The organism is Nocardia sp. NPDC055050 (assembly GCF_053608345.1).
In genome coordinates this window covers 116554-136188 of sequence record NZ_JBSGVG010000008.1, presented here as the reverse complement: position 1 = coordinate 136188, position 19635 = coordinate 116554, and the positions used below count along the sequence as shown (strand labels likewise).

At 66.2% G+C, this 19635-nt stretch carries 21 protein-coding genes; 8 read left to right on the top strand and 13 right to left on the bottom strand.

The window, feature by feature from the left end:
- Positions 1-43 precede the first annotated feature (43 nt).
- Positions 44-535, top strand: coding sequence for a glutathione peroxidase (locus tag ACWGCN_RS10935; protein WP_452457639.1), 492 nt, complete (start codon positions 44-46; stop codon positions 533-535).
- A gap of 17 nt (positions 536-552) precedes the next feature.
- Here ACWGCN_RS10935 and ACWGCN_RS10930 read toward each other — a convergent pair whose 3' ends face one another.
- From ACWGCN_RS10930 to ACWGCN_RS10920, 3 genes are read right to left on the bottom strand one after another with little or no spacing between them, the layout of a single operon-like run.
- The gene (locus ACWGCN_RS10930; RefSeq protein ID WP_452457638.1) at positions 553-1749 is read right to left on the bottom strand and encodes a DUF7373 family lipoprotein; all 1197 of its coding nucleotides are present in this window, start codon (positions 1747-1749) and stop codon (positions 553-555) included.
- Positions 1746-3338 carry a protein kinase domain-containing protein gene (locus tag ACWGCN_RS10925; protein WP_452457637.1) on the bottom strand — a complete coding sequence of 531 codons (1593 nt, stop codon included), beginning with the start codon at positions 3336-3338 and terminating at the stop codon, positions 1746-1748. Before ACWGCN_RS10925 ends, ACWGCN_RS10930 begins: the two co-directional genes overlap by 4 nt.
- Before the next feature lie 44 nt (positions 3339-3382).
- Entirely contained in the window at positions 3383-4801 is a 1419-nt protein-coding gene (locus tag ACWGCN_RS10920; RefSeq protein ID WP_452457636.1) for an MFS transporter, read from the bottom strand.
- A gap of 183 nt (positions 4802-4984) precedes the next feature.
- On the opposite strand from ACWGCN_RS10920, the gene ACWGCN_RS10915 reads away from it, so the two are divergent.
- A complete protein-coding gene (locus ACWGCN_RS10915; protein WP_452457635.1) occupies positions 4985-5815 on the top strand; it encodes an SAM-dependent methyltransferase in 831 nt (276 codons plus the stop codon).
- A gap of 49 nt (positions 5816-5864) precedes the next feature.
- Here ACWGCN_RS10915 and ACWGCN_RS10910 read toward each other — a convergent pair whose 3' ends face one another.
- Positions 5865-6329: an SRPBCC family protein gene (locus ACWGCN_RS10910; protein WP_387444365.1), complete on the bottom strand. Its 465-nt coding sequence runs from the start codon at positions 6327-6329 to the stop codon at positions 5865-5867.
- Between the two features lie 174 nt (positions 6330-6503).
- Here ACWGCN_RS10910 and ACWGCN_RS10905 point away from each other — a divergent pair, with 174 nt between their 5' ends.
- Positions 6504-7091, top strand: coding sequence for a hypothetical protein (locus ACWGCN_RS10905; RefSeq protein WP_452457634.1), 588 nt, complete (start codon positions 6504-6506; stop codon positions 7089-7091).
- A gap of 322 nt (positions 7092-7413) precedes the next feature.
- On the opposite strand, the gene ACWGCN_RS10900 is transcribed toward ACWGCN_RS10905, so the two are convergent.
- From ACWGCN_RS10900 to ACWGCN_RS10890, 3 genes are all read right to left on the bottom strand, one after another.
- Positions 7414-7920 carry a MarR family winged helix-turn-helix transcriptional regulator gene (locus tag ACWGCN_RS10900; protein WP_378996018.1) on the bottom strand — a complete coding sequence of 169 codons (507 nt, stop codon included), beginning with the start codon at positions 7918-7920 and terminating at the stop codon, positions 7414-7416.
- 34 nt (positions 7921-7954) lie between these two features.
- Positions 7955-8083 carry a hypothetical protein gene (locus ACWGCN_RS10895; protein ID WP_379314492.1) on the bottom strand — a complete coding sequence of 43 codons (129 nt, stop codon included), beginning with the start codon at positions 8081-8083 and terminating at the stop codon, positions 7955-7957.
- Between the two features lie 333 nt (positions 8084-8416).
- Positions 8417-8743, bottom strand: a complete 327-nt coding sequence (locus ACWGCN_RS10890) for a hypothetical protein (RefSeq protein WP_378996014.1) — start codon at positions 8741-8743, stop codon at positions 8417-8419.
- On the opposite strand from ACWGCN_RS10890, the gene ACWGCN_RS10885 reads away from it, so the two are divergent.
- Positions 8736-9275 carry a hypothetical protein gene (locus ACWGCN_RS10885; RefSeq protein ID WP_452457633.1) on the top strand — a complete coding sequence of 180 codons (540 nt, stop codon included), beginning with the start codon at positions 8736-8738 and terminating at the stop codon, positions 9273-9275. The two genes, ACWGCN_RS10890 and ACWGCN_RS10885, sit on opposite strands and share 8 nt — an antisense overlap.
- Here the strand turns inward: ACWGCN_RS10885 and ACWGCN_RS10880 are convergent.
- The 5 genes from ACWGCN_RS10880 to ACWGCN_RS10860 all read right to left on the bottom strand — a co-directional run bounded on the left by ACWGCN_RS10880 (position 9263) and on the right by ACWGCN_RS10860 (position 13846).
- Positions 9263-9964, bottom strand: coding sequence for a Crp/Fnr family transcriptional regulator (locus tag ACWGCN_RS10880; protein ID WP_452457632.1), 702 nt, complete (start codon positions 9962-9964; stop codon positions 9263-9265). The genes ACWGCN_RS10885 and ACWGCN_RS10880 overlap by 13 nt on opposite strands.
- A 139-nt stretch (positions 9965-10103) precedes the next feature.
- Positions 10104-11714 (bottom strand): GMC family oxidoreductase, encoded by a 1611-nt coding sequence (locus tag ACWGCN_RS10875; protein ID WP_452457631.1) that lies wholly within the window; start codon positions 11712-11714, stop codon positions 10104-10106.
- A gap of 120 nt (positions 11715-11834) precedes the next feature.
- The gene (locus ACWGCN_RS10870) at positions 11835-12341 is read right to left on the bottom strand and encodes a pyridoxamine 5'-phosphate oxidase family protein (protein WP_378996005.1); all 507 of its coding nucleotides are present in this window, start codon (positions 12339-12341) and stop codon (positions 11835-11837) included.
- Positions 12342-12513: 172 nt separating this feature from the next.
- A complete protein-coding gene (locus tag ACWGCN_RS10865; RefSeq protein ID WP_452457630.1) occupies positions 12514-13287 on the bottom strand; it encodes an SDR family NAD(P)-dependent oxidoreductase in 774 nt (257 codons plus the stop codon).
- 67 nt (positions 13288-13354) lie between these two features.
- Positions 13355-13846 carry a beta-class carbonic anhydrase gene (locus ACWGCN_RS10860; RefSeq protein WP_387444380.1) on the bottom strand — a complete coding sequence of 164 codons (492 nt, stop codon included), beginning with the start codon at positions 13844-13846 and terminating at the stop codon, positions 13355-13357.
- A gap of 1149 nt (positions 13847-14995) precedes the next feature.
- Between ACWGCN_RS10860 and ACWGCN_RS10855 the strand changes: the two genes are divergently transcribed.
- The 4 genes from ACWGCN_RS10855 to ACWGCN_RS10840 all read left to right on the top strand — a co-directional run bounded on the left by ACWGCN_RS10855 (position 14996) and on the right by ACWGCN_RS10840 (position 19095).
- Positions 14996-15334, top strand: a complete 339-nt coding sequence (locus ACWGCN_RS10855; RefSeq protein WP_378995999.1) for a hypothetical protein — start codon at positions 14996-14998, stop codon at positions 15332-15334.
- A 523-nt stretch (positions 15335-15857) separates the two neighbouring features.
- Positions 15858-17018 (top strand): PP2C family protein-serine/threonine phosphatase, encoded by a 1161-nt coding sequence (locus ACWGCN_RS10850; RefSeq protein WP_452457642.1) that lies wholly within the window; start codon positions 15858-15860, stop codon positions 17016-17018.
- Positions 17015-18637, top strand: coding sequence for a sensor histidine kinase (locus tag ACWGCN_RS10845; RefSeq protein WP_452457629.1), 1623 nt, complete (start codon positions 17015-17017; stop codon positions 18635-18637). Before ACWGCN_RS10850 ends, ACWGCN_RS10845 begins: the two co-directional genes overlap by 4 nt.
- Entirely contained in the window at positions 18634-19095 is a 462-nt protein-coding gene (locus ACWGCN_RS10840; protein ID WP_452529009.1) for a response regulator, read from the top strand. Before ACWGCN_RS10845 ends, ACWGCN_RS10840 begins: the two co-directional genes overlap by 4 nt.
- Here the strand turns inward: ACWGCN_RS10840 and ACWGCN_RS10835 are convergent.
- The gene (locus ACWGCN_RS10835; protein WP_379313850.1) at positions 19092-19448 is read right to left on the bottom strand and encodes an STAS domain-containing protein; all 357 of its coding nucleotides are present in this window, start codon (positions 19446-19448) and stop codon (positions 19092-19094) included. The two genes, ACWGCN_RS10840 and ACWGCN_RS10835, sit on opposite strands and share 4 nt — an antisense overlap.
- Positions 19449-19635: the final 187 nt, after the last annotated feature.

The window sequence follows — 19635 nt, the reverse complement described above, 5'->3', positions numbered from 1 at the left end:
GGTGGCGATCGAACCGACATAGACGAGATCTGGTGGTGATGTGATGAGCGCGAACATTCGAGACATTGCGGTGCAGACCCTGGCGGGCGAGGACACCACACTGGGTGAGCTGGCTGGCGAGCGGGCGGTACTGCTGGTCAACGTGGCCTCCAAGTGCGGCCTGACCCCGCAGTACGGCGCCCTGGTGGAACTGCAGAAGACCTACGGCGAGCGCGGTTTCACCGTGATCGGCTTCCCGAGCAACCAGTTCATGGGCCAGGAGCCCGGCAGCGCCGAGGAGATCCAGGAATTCTGCTCGGTCACCTACGGCGTCGATTTCCCGCTGCTCGCCAAGGCCGATGTCAACGGCGACGACCGGCACCCGCTCTACGCCGCGCTGGTCGAGGCCGCCGACGCCGAGGGCGCGGCGGGCGACGTGCAGTGGAACTTCGAGAAGTTCCTCGTCGGTCGCGACGGCACGGTCGCGGGCCGGTTCCGCCCGCGCACGACCCCCGATGCCGCCGAGGTCGTGCAGGCGATCGAAGCCCAGCTCTGATCTAGACCAGCACCGAACTACTGAGCGTTCGCCAGCAGCGCGTACTGTGCCGCGGCCTGCTGGCGAACTCCGGCGGGTTCGGCGCCGCTGACGAACGCGCCGTAGCGCCGGTAACTCACATAGCAGCGGGTCAGTGCGGGCGCACTCCCTGCACGCCGCTCCGCGCACCGCGCCTGCGGCAGGCCCTCGGGCGCCGCGACCGGATGCGCTGCCGCGCTGAGTGTGTTCTGCCATGTCGTGCCGAAGGCGAGGGCCGCGGCTTCGTCACGGAACCGGAACAGCGTGGTGCTGTAGGAATTCGCCACGCTGTCCACGCCACCGTGATCCCACGCCGCGCCGAGCTCTGCGGGTTCGGTGGGGCGGTAGTGCAGTCCCGCACGGCCGGTCCACGCCGCGAACTCGCGCGAGGAGATGGCGATCTGCTGATTGGCCGGGCCGGGAATCAGGGTGCGGCGCAACAGATCGTCGGGATCGCGGGGTAGCTCGGCGATCCGGTCGGGCGCGGTCGGGGTGAACTTGTCGAGCAGGGGGATCTGGGCGTCGAGGACGGCCGCGACGCGTGTGGCCAGCGCGTCGATGTCGGGCGAGGGATGCTGGAGGAACATGCTCACCACGATCTCGCCGTGGGCGAAGGTGGCACCGATCGTCTTGATGCCGGGCCGCCAATGCGCGTGTGCGGCAGCGTAACCGGGGATCGACACCGGCTGATTGTCCGGACTCACCCGGAAATCGGTCGCCTCGAGTTCCCGCGCCGCCTCCTCGGCGGTCTTCGCGCCGGGAAACCGCGCCAGCACCACCCTGGTGATCCGCGCGTCGGTCTCGATCGCCGGTCTCGCCTTGTCGAAGGCTTGGCTGCCCTCGGCGACGTCGAAGGCCACGATCATCCGATGCCGTTCCAGCACGGGAAGATTCACATTCGAGATCGCCGAGGTGTCCGCAGCCCGCCGTGGGGTGTCCAGGACATCGGTGCCCCAGCTGTGGGTCAGCGCCGGATCGACCTCGTGCGGCAACACCACCGCGCCCGCCATCCGCAGCCCTTCCAGAATCGGCCCGTCCGTGGACTTTCGGCCCGCCTCGATATCGGCGGGCGCCGTCGTATAACTGCCCACGCCGAGGGGGCGGACGTCGATCTCACCCGGCGTCGCGATGCCCTCGACGGTGCCGCAGCCGACGAGCAGAACGGCGAGCGAGCCCAGCGCCAGTCGTGCGGTCACAGAGGTGCGGTGCTCAACCATTGGTCGATCATCTCCTGATGGGTGTGGCCCTTCCAGTACACCTGGAGCAGCACAGTCGAATACGGCGCGGCGTCGAATCGCACCAGCAGCCATGGTCCGGTGGAGCCGTTGAAACTGTGCACTGTCAGCGGTCTGCCGTACCGCGACCGCGGCTGCTGGGTCGCCCCGGCGGGCAGGGTCGCGACGAACCGTCCGACGGTCCCGGAATCCTTGTGCGCCATCACCTGCACGTGCAGTCCTTCGCGGTCGGTGCAGTCGAACCCCGTATCCCACATCGCCTCCGCGCTCTTCGTCGCGAAACTGCACCGCAGTTCCCGATACCCTGCACTGTCGGGACTCGCGGGCAGCAAGTCGGGGAACATCGCGATCGTGGGCCGCGCCGCCGCCCACGCGTCGACGGTGGTGGTCGGCGCGACCGTTGCGCTCGTCGGAACGGCGCCGGTGCTCCCGGAGTCTCGGATCGACAGGACCACAGTTCCGATCGCGATCATGGCGACCGCCCCGAGTGCGCCCGCTACCCACCACCCGGCGTTGCGGCGACGCGCTCCAGTACGAGTGGCGGTGTCGAGCTCGGCCCGATTGCCGACACCGAACGTCGGGTTGCCCGCGACGCCGGTCCCAGCTACCGCGTCTGGGCCCACCCGGCTGACCTGCGGCCCTCGCACCAGGTGGTCGATCGGCTGAGCCGGTCCGACGGGGCCGGTCATCGGATGAGCTGGAGCGGTTCCGGAGGTCAGGGCCGTGGACGCCGCCGCGACCATCGCCGCGCAACTGGCGAATCGATGATCGGGATCCTTGGCGAGGGCGCGCGCGAACACCGCGTCCATCGCAGCGGGCATGCCCGCCGCGATCTCGCTGATCCGCGGCACCGGCTGCATCAGATGCGCACCGATCAACGCCCCCGCATGGGTCGCGGTAAACGGTGGGCGCCCCGCGAGCAGGTGAAACAGCGTGCACGCCAACGAATACTGGTCCGACCGCGCGCCCGCGGTGCGCCCGTCGAGCTGTTCGGGCGCCGCGTAGCGCAGCGTCGCCACCAACGTCCCGGTCTCGGTCAGCGCTGCGCCCTCGTCGACTGCCTTCGCGATGCCGAAATCGGTGAGCAGCACCCGCTCACCGCTGCCGCCCGCGCTCTCGCTCAGCAGAATATTGGCGGGTTTGACATCGCGATGCAGGAGCCCGGCCGTGTGCGCGCAATCGAGCGCGTCCGCCGTCGACCGTGCGATGTGCAACGCCCGCCGCGGTGCCACAGCCCCTGTGCGCAGCGCCGTTTCCGCGTCGCTGCCCGCGACGTACTGCATCGCGATCCACAGCCGCCCGTCCTCGTTTCCGCAGTCGTGGATCGCCACGATATTCGGATGATCGAGGCGCCCCGCGAGATCGGCCTCGCGCTCGAATCGACCCCGGAACACCGGATCCGCCGAATACGAGGAGTGCAGCAATTTCACCGCGACCAGACGCGGCAACCGCGGGTGCCGGGCGGCGTACACACTCCCCATCCCGCCCGCCCCGAGCACCCGCTCGATCCGATAGCCGGCGAAAAGGTCACCGGCCCTGAGCTCGTGCATGGTGTCACGCTAGCTCAGGACCGGTGGCGCCGCGATCAGCACGCTCAGCGGTGGATCCCGCGCACAGCCAGTGCCGCCGAGACGGCGGCGACGAGCGTGATCGCCGCGCAGATCAGATGCACGACCGCGACCGCGTCGGCCGCCGATGACGCGGTCGCTCCCACCAGTTCGAAGAACACCGACCCGATGCTCGCGATCCCGACCACGGTCCCCAGTTGCACGCTGGTGACGAGAATGCCGCTGGCGTCGGCGGCGAGTGTCACCGGTACCGCGGCCAATGCCCGTGTCATCAACGGGCTGAACGCCAGCCCGTTACCGAGACCGAAGACCCCGAACGCGATCGACGCCGCGATACCGATACCCGCGCCGTCGCCCAGCAGCCACGCGAGCCAGCCCAGCGAGGCCGCGCTCATCACCAGCCCGAACGGAATCATCCTCGCGTGCAGCGTGGCCGGAACGCGCTGCCAGGACAGTCCGGCCACGGCGAACGCCGCACCCATCGGCAAGAACTGCATGCCCGCCCGCAGCGCGCTGTAGCCGAGGTCGCTCTGCATGTGGATGGCGCTCACGAACAGCCAGCCGCCGAAGGTCCCCATCACCATGAGCAGGGTGGCGGCAGTGGCGAGCAGACCGGGCGCGCCGAGCGCCTGCGGCGCGAACAGGGGATCGCGGCCGCGCCCGGCGACCGCCCGCTCGATCACAACGAACACCGCCAGCCCGAGCACACCCGCTCCGAGACACAGCCACGACCACCGCGGAAACCCGAGCTCCCGGCCGAGCACCAGCGGCACGACCAGCAACAATACGGTGGCCGTGAGCGTCACCAAGCCCAGCCCGTCGACCGTTCGATCGGTGCGGGCGACGGTGACCGGGAGGACACGTGGAGCCAGCACCAGCAGTGCGATGCCGATCGGCACATTCACCAGGAACACCCCACGCCAACCGGTGCCGCCCAGATCGGCGTCGACGATCAATCCGCCGAGAATCTGGCCCGCCAGCAGGCCACCGGAGACGATCGCCGCATAGATACTCAGGGCTCTGGCTCGCGCCGCCCCGGCGAAGGTGCGCTGGATCAACGTCATCACCTGTGGCGCCATCGCGGCCGCCCCGACGCCCTGACCGAACCGGAACACGATGAGCGACAGCTCGTTCCATGCCAGTCCACACGCGAGTGAAGCCAGGGTGAACCCCGCCAGCCCCGCGATGAAGGTGCGTCGCTGCGTGAACCGATCACCCAGGCGCGCACCGCCGATCAGCAACACCGCGTACGCGATCACATACCCGGCGACGATCAATTGCAGTGCGGCCCCACCGGTGTCGAGGCTCGACCGAATGGACGGAATGGCGACATTGACGATGGAGCCGTCGAGCACCGTCATGAACTGGCCGGTGAGGATGACGACGAGCACGGCGATCGACCGCCTGCCCACCACCGAATCGGGCACCGGGGCTGGTTTGAGCATCTGGATCATGCTCAGATCCTGGGACCGGATGCACAGGATGAATAGGAGCCCACCGATACGGGTACTCCCGATACCCCGCTCGCGGCCTGCCCCGGATGGAGTCGGAATAGCTTGTCTGCCAAAGTAACTGATGCTCTAGGCTTGATTCGTCCAGTTGGCTCCGATGCTCGAAAGGCGCTCCCGATGTCGCATTCTTCTGCCGCCTACCCCAGCGCTGTTCCGGTCGGGGTGGACACCACCCGTGCGAGTATCGCGCGTGTCTACGACGCCGCACTCAACGGCAAGGACAACTACGACGTGGATCGCGCAGTGCTGGACCAGGTCCGCACCGTCGCTCCGCAGGTCAACGACCTGGCCTGGGCCAACCGTGACTTCCTGATCCGCGCCTGCCGATTCCTGGCCAGGGCGGGAATCGACCAGTTCCTCGATCTCGGATCGGGTCTGCCCACCGCGGAGAACACCCACCAGGTGGTCCAGCGGGTGAATCCTCAGTCCAAGGTCGTCTATGTCGACAACGACCCGTCGGTGCTCGTCCACGCGCAGGCATTACTGGCCAGCAACAGCCGCACCCGCATCGCCGAAGCCGACATCTTCCGCCCCCTGGAAGTTCTCGGCAACGAGACGGTCCGCCGCGAACTCGACTTCACCCGCCCGCTGGCGCTGTTCCACATCGGCACCCTGCACCACTATCTCGGCGACGACGGCCCCGCCCTCATGCAGACCTACATCGACGCGTTGCCCTCGGGCTCGTTCGTCGCGATCGCCCACTTCCACGACCCGGAAACCGCCGAATACAGCGACCTGGCCCGGAAAATGGAAGAGAAGTTCATCCACAGCCCGATGGGTAGCGGCCGCTTCCGCACCCGCGACGAAATCCAAGCCATGTTCGGCACCCTCGACATGGTCGAACCCGGCCTCGTCCGCTGCGACGACTGGTGGTCCGACGGCCCCCACCTCACCCCCCTCTCCGACGTCCGCAACTGCATCGTCGGCGGCGTCGGCCGCAAACCCTAGCGCCGCGATCCGGATCCGAGTTCCCGGCGCTACCTTTCGGGGCGCTGGGTTACTTCTTGATGGTGCGGGCGAGGATGCCGAGAGTGGCCCGCAGCGCGGACTCGGGAATGATCGGGAAGATAGCTGCTTCGCGGTAGCGGGGCGCGATCCTGCTCCAGTCGTAGTACGAGGTGACCAGGGTGCCGATGTCGCTGGGCTCGAGGCGATATCCGTACAGGTGCTCGATCGGCGGTTGGATGGCGCCCGAGATCGTCCACTCGAGCTGCTTGTCCTGCTCGAACTCGGTGATGATCACTGTGACGTCGTATTTGCCCATCGGGAAATCGTTGAGGGACTCACGATCCATGTGCACGATGAACTCGTCGCCGACGCCGGTGACGGGCTTGCCCTCCGCCGATTGCAGCATGCCCGAGCTGTCGATCGCTACGTGCCCTTCGGGGGAACACAGCAGTGTGAAGATTTCCGAGGGTGACGCGGGGACCTGCCGCTGCACTTCGAACCGTTCTACCGTCATGTCGTCCACCCTCGCATACTCGGCGTCGATGCGGTCCGCCACTGACGCCAGCTGAACCGGACGGCTACGCGTGCGCGGCAGGTCCGATCGTCCTGCTGCCGTCACCTCGGTGCGGTGGCCGGTGGGCGGGCGATCGATGGAGTCGGACGCGGCGGCTTCGTCGTGGGCGGGGGCATGGTCGTCGTTGGCGACGTGGTTGTTGTCGACCGAGCCGATGTGGTCGTCGGCGCCGCCGGTGTCGTGGATATCGCCGGTGACCGGGATGTCGTGGTCGAACTCGGCGGATCGGTTGTTGTCGTGGTGCTGGGCGGTGCCGTCGTGGTGGTGCCCGGCGCTGTGGTGGAAGTGACGGTGACGGTCGAGGGATCAGCAGACGTCGTCACCGTGCTCGGATCGGCTGTCACCGTGATCGTCGACGTGTCAGTCGGAGTCATGGCGACGGGCACCGTGGAGGTCGGGGTCGGGGTCACGGCAGCTGGGCCCGGCACATCGGAGGTGTCCTGGACCGAAAGGCTTGCCGTGGCAGAGAAACTCGCGCTCACCGAAACAACCGTCGAGTTCGCCGTCGCGGTTTCCGTCGGTATGGTTGTCGTCGTTTCCGTCGCAGTGGTCGTGCTCGGGGAATCGGCGCCCGGTTGGGCGGACTCGGCATCGGTAGCGGGGTGGCCGCCCGAGACGTCGACCGGCACGGCGACCTCGCTCGGGTTGTCGGCTGTTGTGCTCGTGATCGTCGCGATGGACTGGCTTCGGCCGGCACTGTAGTCGTAGTCGGAAAATCGTGCGGTGGGTTGGCCCGCGAACGGCCCCGCGCTGTTCGCCCGCGCCGGTGGGCTCGAATCTGCCCGCACCACGAGCGTTGTCCCGATAACCGTCATCGCCAACGCGGCCGCCACCCCGGCACGCGACATGTGCCGCCGGAACCGGTCTGTTGATCGCGCCGCGGGCGGGTGGCCGCACCGTCGCGCATTCTGGGGTCGAGGCTCGGTCTCGGTGACAGGCTCCGCCACCGGGTCTTCGCTGTTGTCGAAGGTGCGCATTGCATTCCTGCTTTCTCCCTCGAAATACGCCGACCGGCGTGCTGTTCTCAGGGGCGCGAGTAGGGATCCACCTCGCGCAGCCGTTGCCGGTGAATTCGTTGCAGTTCGCCCGCGCGGGTGAGAAAGTCGGCGATTATTTCCAGTTCGGCGGCGTCATAATAATTCAGCAACATCTTGTAGCTCTCGACGATCATCGGAACGACGAGTTCCTGTACGCGATCGGCCGCGAGTTCGGTGGCCATCACAATGACGCGACGACGATCGGTCGGGTGCAGCGACCGTGCGATGTAGCCCTGTTTCTCCAGCCGGTTGAGCATGATCGTGACACCGGCGGAGGTGAGACCGAGCCGCTCGGCCAGCCTGCCCGGCGTCGTGGACTTCTCCTCGAGCAGGACGATCTCCAGCGCACGCCGATCGGTCTCGTTCACGCCCAGCACTCTGATCAATTCACGGACCAGGTCCTCGACGCTTCCGTGGTAGAACTCCAGCGCCCTTTTGAGCTCGACCGAGATCCGGGCGGGTTCGCTTGTTGTCGGGCACACGGGCTTTCCCATCGATCACTGGAAACAGAGAACCGCTCAGCACGAGTCACCGATCAGGGCCTGCTCGGTTGCTGAGCGCCGCGATCCGTTCAGGGGAGCCGGGACGCGCGGCGGAGTCGATGGATGCCGCAGGGCGCGGCAGCGGGGATTGCGGCCAGGTGCTCGAAGTGGGCATGGGCGCTCCTGTCCATCGATCGACCGGCTGCCCGAACCGCGGCTGACGAACATCACGAAAGCGGCACCGCTCCGGTCATCGAAGCGGCCGTGGCTGTGCCGGACATGCACTGTACGACACACCGGGCGAGGCGATACTGCGCATCGGATAATTCGGTCGAACTGACTTCTCGTCTCCAAACCGTAAGCAGGGCAACCACTATCAGGTGATGCTGCCGTCGGGTGCGGGTCGGTGGGGCCGGGCCGGGCTGCTGAGGCAACCCGGTCCGGCCCCTTCACCACAGGCCGCCGGCGCGGACACCGGTCATCATCCGGCGGCACTCGTTGGGTGAGCTCAGACGACAGCTGTGGTGGTCAGGGTCGGGGACGGGTTCGGGTAGCACGAGGTCGCGACATTGCCGACAAAGGAGACATTGGTCGTCATGGTCATACCGGGACTGGTGTAGCTGGTCCCCGCGTACTTGCTGGTGATCGGTGTTCCGGCGGCGCCGGCGGTGACGTTGATGGTCACCGCCGGCGGGGTGAAGCTGGTGCCGCCGGCGATCGGGCCCGGCACGGTCAGTACGACATTCCCGCCCGATGTGGCCACGGTGCCCGCCACGGTGCCCCCGGAGGCGGTAGCCGAGACCACCGTCGAATTCGCCGGAGTCGGAATGGTCATCTTCAGGTTGCTGATGTTGTTCACGGTGAATCCGGAAGCCGAACTGGGCACCGACGAGGCGCCCGGTGTGATGGTGATGGCCACCGCGGAACCCGATGCCGCCGAGCTCGGCGCGGTGCCGGTGACCGAGGTGTTCATGCTCGAGGTTTGGCCGATACCGAGGACCGTGCCCCGGCAGCTCCAGTTCACGCTGACGGGCGCGGCATTTACCGGTGCGGCCAAACAAAAGACGGTAGCGATGGCGACCGGGGCGATAAAGCCCGCACGAAACAGGGAAGAGGTCGATATCATGGCGATCTCCAGGGAATGTCGAGCAGCGGTAAGACGGGAGTTCGAACCGCTAAAAAATGGGTGTTCAGAAAATATAACCCGCTCGCATCTTTCTGTTGTTGAAATCGCAAATCCAAGCGTGTCAAAAATATCATTATCCGCAATTAGATATCTATCCGGAATAGTTAACTGCGGAAAGGTTTTTTCGCAGACCGGTATTGTCTCGGCCTGTCATCACCCGCCGGCTGCTCAGTGGCTGTGAAGTTTTGCTGTGAGCTGCCGCAATCCGTCGCCGTCATCGATGCCGATGGTTCCTGGGCCGATGGTGATCAGGCGGTGTCGCTCGAATTCCTCGATGACCTTGTGGAACGACGGGCTCCGCACGCCGAGCATGGCGGCGAGCGTGCGCTGATCCAGCTGCACCGACCCGTCGACGGCTTCGTCGAGAAGCAATTGAGCCACCTGGACCGGGAGCGGGCGGCCGAGCATATCGGTCAGCCGGGTCTGGACTGTCGTAACCCGTTGCGCCACAGTGGATATACAGCGCCGAGCGATCTCGGGGTGGGTGGTGAGCACTGTGTCGAAATTGCGCTGAGGCAGGAACAGGCACTGCGTCTCGGCGAGCGTGCGCGCGGTGTATGCCAGTGGCACCCCCAGCACCAGCGCGATATCGCCGTCGACATCGCCAGGACCCAACATGCCTACCACCGCACGCTGTGTGCCCGACTCGACGGACAGTTCGACCTTCCCCTGCCGCACGATCCAGACTCCGTCCGGCGGTTGGTCCGCCGAGAACATCACCGATCCGGCGGGCAGGGCTTGGGACTCGAGACCTTCGGCAAGGGCGGTGAGGTCATCGAGATGCAGGGGAGCGGTGGCGCCGTGGCCTACCCATCGCGCGACCCAGGCCGCATGACGCACTCGGTGGTCGTCGAAAGACTGCTCACCCATATCGTGCAGCAAGTGGGAGAACGTTCGGTGGCTGTGTAGCATCGCGTGCTCCTGACGGTGCGTACGAACTGGTCAACCCACCGCCCATTGTCCTCCCTTCGGCAAGAGGCCCACCGCGTGTATACCGATGCGGAACCGCTCAGGGTCGAAGGATCAGGTCCGCGCACTTCTCGCCGATCATGATCGAGGGCGCGTTGGTGTTCCCGCCGATGATGGACGGCATGATCGACGCGTCCGCGACGCGCAGACCGTCGATGCCCGAAACCCGCAACGTCGGATCGACGACCGCACGCTCGTCGACGCCCATCCGCACCGAGCCCACCGGGTGGTACACGGTGTGAATTCGGTTCGGCAGCTCCGCGCGCAGCGACGCGTCGTCGGCGAACTCGGCCCCGGGGTTGATCTCGCCTGCGTTGTCGCCGGTTCCCGCCATGATCTCGCGCACCATCGCGATGCCTTCGAGCAGTACTTCCGCATCTTTGGGCACGCTCAGATACCCGGGGTCGATGAGTGGAGCCGCGGTCGGATCCGCCGAGGAGAGCCTGACGGTGCCCCGGCTCTCCGGGTAGATCAGCGTCGGGAAGACACTCTGTCCCGGCTTCTTCGTCGGCGGTACGACCCGCTTGTCGGAGTCCTGGTTGGGCGAGGGGTAGACCCAGTAGAGACTGAGCAGCTGCAGGTCGGGAATGTCCTGGGCGAACGACGTGCGCACGAACGCGACGGACTCGAACGATGATCCGGCCGCCCACGAGCTCCCTGGCCGGCGCTTCTCCGCGAGGAGTCCGCGCAGGAAGTACGACGGAGTCGGTCGACGCACCGCCGATTTCATGTTGTACGAGAGCGGGACGAAGAGGTGGTCGTGCAGGTTGTCGCCGACCGGCAGATCCGCGTGCACCGCGATACCGTGCTGCGCGAGGTGTTCGGCGGGACCGATTCCGGACAGTTGGAGGATCTGCGGCGACCCGAACGCTCCCGCCGAGAGGATCACCTCGCGCGAGGCGTGCACAATCTGCTTGCCGCCCTCGACCGTGATCTCGACGCCGGTGGCCCGCGAGCCGTTGATGACGATCCTGATGACCGTCGTCTCGGTGAGAACCAGCAGGTTCGGGAGCGGATCCGCATGGATGTAGCCCTGCGCTGTGGAGTAGCGCAACCCCTTCGCGGCGCTCTGCTGAAAGACCGCGACGCCTTCCTGACTTTCCGCGTTGTAGTCGTCGATGGCAGGCACACCCAGGCGCTCGGTCGCCGCTGCCATGAACGCGCGGGCCGCCTCGGTGAGATCGCTCTTCCGGGTGACCTTGATCGGGCCACCGCCACCACGGAGCTCGCTGGCGCCGCCCTCCCAATCTTCGAGTCGTTTGAAGTACGGAAGGACACCGGCGTAGTCCCAGCCCTCGCAGCCCTCGGCCGCCCAGTCGTCGAAGTTCTTCTTGTTGCCGCGGACGAAGAGCATGCCGTTGACCGAACTCGAACCACCCAGGACCCGGCCGCGCGTCATGGGGATCGTGCGGTCGAGCGCACAGCGTTGCGGTGTCGACTTGGAACCCCAGTCGAACAGCTTCTTCAACTGCGGCGTGGAGTGCATGACGTTGATAGCGCCGGGAATCTGGAAGAGCATCTTGGCGATGCCTTTGTCGTCGGCGCGCCCAGCCTCGATCAGCACGACAGACGCGCCACTTTCCGCGAGTCGGCGAGCTACCGCGCAACCGGCGCTACCGGCTCCAACCACGATGTAATCGGCGTCGGTCATCGGCGTTTCTCCGTTCGATTACCGTTCTTCCGGTACGGCGACGATCACCCTGCCGGAGACGACTTCCAGGATGCGGTCGAGAGGTGGACCCCTTCATTGTGCTCGTCCGAAGGGCTCAGATCAGGGTTGAACGCCGGCTGTGCTGCCGCCGAGCGGCATGGCGGGCAGACCGAGTTTGCGATGGTCCCACGAGCGGATCCGCGTCGGCTCGACCCGAACGACGATGCGTTTGTGCATCATGGACTCGACCAGCGGACGAGCCTGCTCGGTGTAGGGACCGACGTAGCGGCGGAAGACGTCGATTCCGGCGTTCCAGTACTCCTCATCGGCGGGGTCCTCGATCAGATGCGCTGTTCCTTCGATCGACACGCCGCGCAATTGGTCGTAGGTGTCGCCCGCCTCGGCCATACAGGTGAGGGTCGGGTTACGGCGCAGGTTGGTGGCCTTCTGCGACTTCGCCTTGGTCTCGAAGTAGATCTTGCCGTCGAGGTGCCCGAACCACATCGCTGTCAGATGCGGCTTCCCCTCGGCATCGAGGGTGGCCAAGGTGAGCACCCTGCTGCGGTCGAGGAACTGCGCGATCTCGTCCGCGCTCATCTGCACCGTGGCGCGCTGTTTGATTCCCACGTTCACCTTCCAGCTCGATCGTTGCGCCGACCCTATCGAGCAACCGCGATCGGCGATCCCGAACGCGACTATTCCGCTGGTCAGCGGCCCATGTGGTTGTCGCCTGCTGGAACAGCGCGTCCCACAGGGTGAATCGCAGCAGTCGACAGCACTTCGGATGGGCGCTGCTGGTTCAGAACTGGCCGGGCAGCGGCACAATGCCCAGGTTGGCGTCGAGGCCACCGTCGACGACGAGGGTGGTGCCGGTGATGTAGCCGGCGGCGGGCGAGGCGAGGAACCAGATCGCCTCCGCCTGTTCACGTGGTTCCGCGAACCGTCCGAGTGGGATCCGGCGTTCGATCGCGGCGAGCAGTGCGAGGTCCTGGTGTACGCCGGCGGTGATGCCGGTGCGGGTGAGCCCGGGTGCGATGGCGTTGATCCGAATCCCCTGCGCGGCATAGTCGATCGCGACCGCGCGGACCAGGTTGATCAACGCGCCTTTGGACGCGTTGTAGGCCCAGTTTCCCGCATCGCCACGCAAACCGGCCACCGATGCGGTCAACACCGCGCAGCCCCCGGACCGACGCAACGCCGGAATCGCCGCTCGCAGCCCGCGAATCGGCCCGAGCAGGTTCACGTCGAGGATGCGGTCGGCTGTGCGCACCGCATCGGCGGCCTCGAGCGGCGGGGTGCCGCCGGTTCCGGCATTGAGGACGATGGTGTCGAGTCGGCCGAAACGGCTCAGCGCGGCGTCGACCGCGGCCTGGTTCACCGCGTCGGAGGACACGTCGCCGGCCAGGGGCACGATGCCGTCGCCGAATCCGGTCAGGCCGTGCTCGGAGAGATCCACCGCGACCACGTCGTGCCCGCGTTCGGCGAACAACTCGACAGTGGCTCGGCCGATACCGGACGCGGCGCCGGTCACGATCGCGACGCGACGCGCGTCGGCGGGGGAGGGCTTGCTCATCTGGGGCCTTGTGTCGGAGCCCGAGCAGCGGATCTGATCTCGGCCACTCGGGCAGTCACACCGATGATCAGTCGAGTACTTCGTTCAGTTTGCCGGTCGCGACGTCGAAGACGAATCCGCGCAGGGAGGTGGTGCGCGTGATGAAGGGGCTGCGTTCGATGCGGCGCAGCGAGTTGCGGATGTCCTCGTCGAGATCGCCGAAGGCCTCGGCGGACCAGGTGGGCTTGATGCCGATCTCGTCCTGGATCGCTCGTTTGAAATCGTCGTCGGTGAAGGTGAGCATGCCGCAGTCGGTGTGGTGGATCAGGATGATCTCCGTGGTGCCGAGCAGTCGCTGGCTGATGGCCAGCGAGCGGATCTCGTCGTCGGTGACCACGCCGCCCGCGTTGCGGATGACGTGCGCTTCACCGTCGTGCAGTCCCAGGATGCGGTAGACATCGAGGCGGGCGTCCATGCACGCCACCACCGCGACGTGCTTGCTGGGCGGCAGCGGGAGCGGGCCGCTGAACTGCGCTGCGTACGCGGTGTTGTTACTGAGGTATTCGTCTGTGACGGTCATGGCGGCGTCCTAGGGTTGATGGGTCGCGACAACGAATCTCCGCCTTCATGGTTGGTGCTGTTTCGGAGGGCGGCCAGAGATTCGCGCAGATCGAGGCGAAGGGTCGTTCGCAGCGGTGCGAACGAGTAGGCGCCGCCCGTGTCGATGCCACGGTGCCCGCGTCGGGCCGGGAGAGAAGCCTGATCGACCGCGACCGGACGCCTCGGTGGTCCGCACCTGTGGGGGCGGTGTGTCGTCAGGGGCAACCTGATTCATCTACTGCGAGAGCTCCTATGAAATCAGGATTCGCGTCAGCTGTGAATCGAATCCGGTCGCGAACATGATCCGTCGTGACGGCAGAGGTGTAACCGCCGAGGCCGTGTGCGTCAGCACTGCATGTCGACCGGCGCCGGGTCCATGGATGACTTGTATAAGAGATTCCTGTCGCATCCGTAGTGAAATGTCGAGCCAGCTATTTGCCGGGCGCGGGTATCGCAGTATGAATATTCGAGACGGAGTAATCGGGTTGTTCTGTGCCGCAGGGCAATTCACAGTTGGATGCAGTGTCGCCAGTATGGTCATCGGCGGCAGGGGATGAATAATTTTCGACCGCCCGGACCGGCCGTTCAGGCGTAGTATTCCGGTGCTTTCCGGTGTTTGACAGAAAATTCTCAACACCAACACCGCGAAGCTGCGGAGTTTCCAGGGAATGCTTCGACACTGCGACAGCGGCCACGACCGTAAGGACGCTATAGAACTGGCCGCGATAATGATGCCAGCCTTCCTCGAAGCCGAGCGCAACACGGTTCCGGTCGGCCGGCCGGGATATCTGCGCCGTATCGGCTCACTGGTTCACCTGGGCTGACCTCGCGGCCTCGGCATCTCGCCGACGTTCCTGTCGGCAGTGCTGTATCCGGGACGAGACTGGGCGTTTGCCGAGGTGGGAAGCGTCGTGACGGCCGCCCGAAGTGCCCTGTGCCACGCGGATAGACGGCCGCCCTCGCGCCCGGCTGCCGATCTCGCGCAGATCACATGCTCTTTGGTACGGCTCACAAACCCGCTTATGTTAGCTACTAATTAGCTATAAGATGTCCGGTTTGGCCCTCCATTTTCTGCGAATATTCGGGTACGGTCGACCATTGACGGGGAACTACTTCGACAGGGGGATCGATGGACGAGAACATCAGTGGTACCCCGCTATCGCGCGATGACGCAGGCGGCGATCGGGTTTCACGAAATCTTGAATACCGCTTTGCGGCTCATGGCGCTGAATCTTATGACAGCGAGACCGCTCATCTCCACGATGTCGTGGATCAATTGGAGTACGCGGTACAGGTTTGTTCGCGCGAGAGCATCCCGCTTCCCTTCGTGTTGAAGGAAGTCGAAAAGGCACTCGGTGTGGACCTCGACGATCTCTCGGCAGACTGGCCTTCCGCCCTCCGTCTTCACCTCGTCGATTACGTGACGGCGGTGTTTGCGAAGGACCACCTCCAGCCGCCACATATGTGACAACGAGGCCCGTCGGCGGCCGGTGTGGGTGCAAGTCGGACGTGGCGGGCAAGCCTCAGCGGCTCGCGCGCAGTATGCGGCTAGCGCGCAGTACGCCGGGCGATTCGCTCTCGAACCTTCGGATCCGTGGAGGTAGCCGGCGATGAGCTCAGGGGCGGAGTGGCCTTCGATAGGGTGGTCGACCTCGCGGACACCAAGTCCGGGCACGTAGTGCGATAGGCGAAGGTGTCCATGCCCACGCCGAAATCCCGCGTGGGCATGGGTGTCGGCGCAATCGGATAGCATCCCCGGTACTACCTTTCGGTCCAGCAACCGGCCGGCGGAGTCAGTTCGCGTCGTGGGCGCCTGTGATCGGAGGCTTTCGTGCACACCCTGGGTTTTGTGCTGTCCAGGTGGGGAGGGGGAGGTCTGATGTGGCGCGAGCAGGCGACTCTCGGCTGCGCCGGCGGTGGTCGTGGTGCGCAGTGACGCGTTGAACGCCGATCCCATCGCGGCCGGGCCCAGATCGCAACGTCAACTCCGCATACTGCTGGTCGAGGACGATCCCGGCGACGCCTTGCTGGTGGAAGAGATGGTCGCCGATCTGTCTCCGCGCCCGCACCTGGATTGGGTACGCACCTTGACCGAGGCCGGCGAGCGCCTACGCGCCGACGTCCCCGATTGCGTGCTGCTCGATCTGCATCTGCCCGATGCGCACGGACTAGAGGCGCTGGCCGGGATCCGCGACCGCAACGATCAGGTCCCTGTCGTGGTGATGACCGGGCTCGACCAAGAGCGCACCGGGCTGTTCGCGTTGGCCTCCGGCGCGCAGGACTACCTGGTCAAGGGCCGGGTGGACCCGGAATTGTTCGGGCGCGCAGTGCGTTACGCGATCCAGCGCAAGCAGGCCGAACTCACCAGCGCGGCCCTGCAGGCCAGTCAGATGCGGGCGCAGGAGAACTCCCGGCTCGAACGCGGACTGTTGCCGACCCCGCTGTTGGGTGCCGACCCCGCAGTGGAGGTGGTGTCGCGGTATCGGCCCGGCCGCGACCACTCACTGCTCGGCGGCGACTTCTATGACGTGGTCCAGGACCCGACCGGCATCGTGCACGCCATCATCGGTGATGTCTCCGGCCACGGTCCCGACGCCGCGGCGACCGGGGTCGCATTACGGCTGGCGTGGCGCACGCTGGTGCTCAGCGGTGTCACCGGTGCCAGGCAACTGAGCCTGCTCGAGGAAGTGCTGCTCGCCGAACGCGCCGACCAGCAAACCTTCGCCACTGCTACCAGCTTGGTACTCGACCCGGCGACCCGGCAGGTGTCGGTACGCCGCGCGGGTCACCCCGGCATGCTGTCGTGCACCGGTGGCGGACTGAGCTGGGTGGAGGTGCCCGGCGGACCGGCCCTCGGTTTCGTGCCGGGCCACGCGCAGTGGCCCGCGCACGAGGTGGCGCTGGCGGATGAGGCGGGGCTGATGCTGTTCACCGATGGACTGTTCGAAGGGCGCGTCGGCGACGGCAGCACCCGCCTCGGCGAGGACGGATTGTTCGAACTGGCACAGACACTGCCCGTCGGGCAGCCCGAGTCCTTCGTCGACGCGCTGATCGGGCAGGTGGCGGAGCTTGCCTCGGCGGCAGGCGGTTTGGATGACGATGTGGCCATCCTGTATTTGCGGTGGAGTGATGTGACGAGGCGGATGACGTGACGAGTAGTGCACCAGCCCGGTCGGGGTCGATCCGTCAGCTGACGGCACAGGGCTGGTTCCAGCTCGTGTTCGCGCTGATGATCCTGGTGGTGGTCGTCGGTGCCGCGGCGGGTGCGCAGGTCATCGCGCACACCAGCCGGGTCACCGATCGTCTGCTCGCCGAAACTCTGCCCGCGTCCACCGAAGCCCATCGGCTGCAGGGTGCGCTGCTGAATCAGGAGACCGGCATCCGCGGCTACGCCATCACCGGGGACCCGCAGTTCCTCGAGCCCTACGACCGAGGGCGCCAGGAGCAGACACGCGCCGCGGACCGCTTACGGGAGCTGCTCGTCGGCCACCCCGGATTGCTCGCCGACCTCGCCGCTGTCGACCTCGCCGCCCAGCAGTGGCGGGCCGACTTCACCGATCCGGCGACCGGGGCCGTGTCGTCTCGCACGGGCATCGGTCTCGACGCCGCCACCGGAGCGGTGCGTCGAAAGGCGCTCTTCGACGCCGTGCGCGATACCTTCGCGGTGCAGAACGACCATCTCGTCGCGGTCGTCGACAGCGATTCCGCCGAGCTGGCAAGCGCACGCACCACCCGCAACATCGTGCTGTGGGGCATCGTCGCGGTCTTCCTGCTGACCGGGGTGCTGCTCACCGTGCTGGTACGGCGACTGGTGGTACGGCCGTTGGGCTATCTCACCGAGTCGTCGCGGCGGGTAGCCGCGGGGGAGTTCGACGCGCAGATCGAGGCTGTCGGTCCTTCCGATATCGCGCTGGTCTGCGAGGCGGTGGAGAACATGCGCCATCACATCGTCGCCGAGCTCGATTCCACGCGGATCCAGGAGGCGGAACTGCTGCGCCAGAAGCAGGATCTCGACATCCAGGCCGACGAACTGCGCAGATCCAACACCGAGTTGGAGCAGTTCGCCTACGTCGCCTCCCATGACCTGCAGGAGCCGCTGCGCAAGGTGGCCTCGTTCTGCCAGTTGCTCGAGAAGCGCTACGGCGACCAGCTCGACGAGCGCGGCAAGCAGTACATCGACTTCGCCGTCGACGGCGCCAAGCGCATGCAGGTGCTGATCAACGACCTGCTCACCTTCTCCCGCGTCGGCCGGATGTCGGAGGGCACCGAGCCGGTGGGCCTGGATCAGACCCTGGACGAGGCGATGGCCGCCTTGTCGGCGACCATCGAGGAATCCGAGGCCGTGATCGAGCGCCCGGCGGCGTTGCCGGAGCTCCTCGGGGAACCGACCCTGTTGATCATGTTGTGGCAGAACCTCATCGGCAACGCGATCAAATTCCGCACGCCCGGCCTGACCCCTGTGGTCCGGGTGGCGTGCGCGTCCAACGTCGACGACGCCGAGGAATGGGAGTTCTCGGTGTCGGACAACGGAATCGGCGTCGCGGCCGAATTCGCGGAGAAGGTCTTCGTCATCTTCCAGCGTCTACACCCGCGAGATGCGTACGGCGGCACCGGGATCGGACTGGCCGTGTGCAAGAAGATCGTGGAGTTCCACGGCGGCCGGATCTGGCTCGACACCGACTACCGTGACGGCACCCGCCTGTGCTTCACCCTGCGGGCGGCAGCGCCCGCGACCACCGCCGCATCCATCGAGAACGAGGTATTCGCATGACCGATCCCGCCCAGCCGGTCGATATCCTGCTCGTCGAAGACGACCCCGGCGACGAACTGATGACGCGGGAAGCCTTCGAGGACAACAAGATCGGCAACACGCTGCACGTGGTCAGGGACGGTCAGGAAGCGCTGGACTTCGTCTATCGCACCGGCGCGCACGTCGACGCCCCACGGCCGGATCTGATCCTGCTGGATCTGAACCTGCCCAAGTACGACGGCAGGCAGGTGCTGGAGAAGATCAAGGCCGACCCGGAGCTGTCCCACATCCCCGTGGTCGTGCTCACCACATCGGCGGCCGAGGAAGACATTCTGCGCAGTTACAAACTGCACGCGAACGCCTACGTCACCAAGCCGGTGGATCTCGACCAGTTCATCGCTGCGATCAGGCAGATCGATGAGTTCTTCGTGCAGGTCGTGCGGCTCCCGCGAGTACGGGAGCCGCGACTGCGGACCTAGTGCGCGTTCGGCTCCGCGGCGATTGCCGCCTCCAGGGTGGCGTAGACGGCGAGCAGCTTGTCCAGTCCGGTCAATTCGATCGGTCGAGCCACCTCATGGGAGGCGACCACGCGCAGCTGGTAGGGCGCTGCCTTGGACACGACCAGCAACGCGCTGAGTCCGGCCGAGCCGAGGAAGCCGACCTGGGTCATATCGACGACCAGTGTCTTGCCGCTCTGCTGTGCCTTCTCCAGCGCCGCCTGCAACTGGGGCGCCGAGGCCATGTCGACTTCACCGCGCACGGAGAGGATTTCGAAGTCGTCTTGTGCTCGTGTCTGCACGTCGAGGTCGCGGAAGCCGCCTTCTACACTCACCGAAGGTCTCCTCGGTTGCGATTCGCCACTTTTCTACCTCTTGCCTCTAGCTTCGCCGGGTCGGCGAATGTGCGAGCGATTCTTGCTCGAGCAACCTACCCCATCCGCTCGGGCCGCAAACCGTTGCGCCGCACCGGGGTACCCTGGCTCGGACGTATCCGCAGGGCTGCCGCGAGAGGGTTTTGTC

What these genes read in the sequence shown, in the direction of transcription:
- ACWGCN_RS10935 (WP_452457639.1), top strand. Translation starts at nt 44, where the DNA reads ATGAGCGCGAACATTCGAGACATTGCGGTGCAGACCCTGGCGGGCGAG.
- ACWGCN_RS10925 (WP_452457637.1), bottom strand. Translation starts at nt 3,338, where the DNA reads ATGCACGAGCTCAGGGCCGGTGACCTTTTCGCCGGCTATCGGATCGAG.
- ACWGCN_RS10920 (WP_452457636.1), bottom strand. Translation starts at nt 4,801, where the DNA reads ATGCTCAAACCAGCCCCGGTGCCCGATTCGGTGGTGGGCAGGCGGTCG.
- ACWGCN_RS10915 (WP_452457635.1), top strand. Translation starts at nt 4,985, where the DNA reads ATGTCGCATTCTTCTGCCGCCTACCCCAGCGCTGTTCCGGTCGGGGTG.
- ACWGCN_RS10910 (WP_387444365.1), bottom strand. Translation starts at nt 6,329, where the DNA reads ATGACGGTAGAACGGTTCGAAGTGCAGCGGCAGGTCCCCGCGTCACCC.
- ACWGCN_RS10905 (WP_452457634.1), top strand. Translation starts at nt 6,504, where the DNA reads ATGGTCGTCGTTGGCGACGTGGTTGTTGTCGACCGAGCCGATGTGGTC.
- ACWGCN_RS10900 (WP_378996018.1), bottom strand. Translation starts at nt 7,920, where the DNA reads ATGGGAAAGCCCGTGTGCCCGACAACAAGCGAACCCGCCCGGATCTCG.
- ACWGCN_RS10895 (WP_379314492.1), bottom strand. Translation starts at nt 8,083, where the DNA reads ATGCCCACTTCGAGCACCTGGCCGCAATCCCCGCTGCCGCGCCCTGCG.
- ACWGCN_RS10885 (WP_452457633.1), top strand. Translation starts at nt 8,736, where the DNA reads ATGGTCATCTTCAGGTTGCTGATGTTGTTCACGGTGAATCCGGAAGCC.
- ACWGCN_RS10890 (WP_378996014.1), bottom strand. Translation starts at nt 8,743, where the DNA reads ATGACCATTCCGACTCCGGCGAATTCGACGGTGGTCTCGGCTACCGCC.
- ACWGCN_RS10880 (WP_452457632.1), bottom strand. Translation starts at nt 9,964, where the DNA reads ATGGGTGAGCAGTCTTTCGACGACCACCGAGTGCGTCATGCGGCCTGG.
- ACWGCN_RS10875 (WP_452457631.1), bottom strand. Translation starts at nt 11,714, where the DNA reads ATGACCGACGCCGATTACATCGTGGTTGGAGCCGGTAGCGCCGGTTGC.
- ACWGCN_RS10865 (WP_452457630.1), bottom strand. Translation starts at nt 13,287, where the DNA reads ATGAGCAAGCCCTCCCCCGCCGACGCGCGTCGCGTCGCGATCGTGACC.
- ACWGCN_RS10860 (WP_387444380.1), bottom strand. Translation starts at nt 13,846, where the DNA reads ATGACCGTCACAGACGAATACCTCAGTAACAACACCGCGTACGCAGCG.
- ACWGCN_RS10855 (WP_378995999.1), top strand. Translation starts at nt 14,996, where the DNA reads ATGGACGAGAACATCAGTGGTACCCCGCTATCGCGCGATGACGCAGGC.
- ACWGCN_RS10840 (WP_452529009.1), top strand. Translation starts at nt 18,634, where the DNA reads ATGACCGATCCCGCCCAGCCGGTCGATATCCTGCTCGTCGAAGACGAC.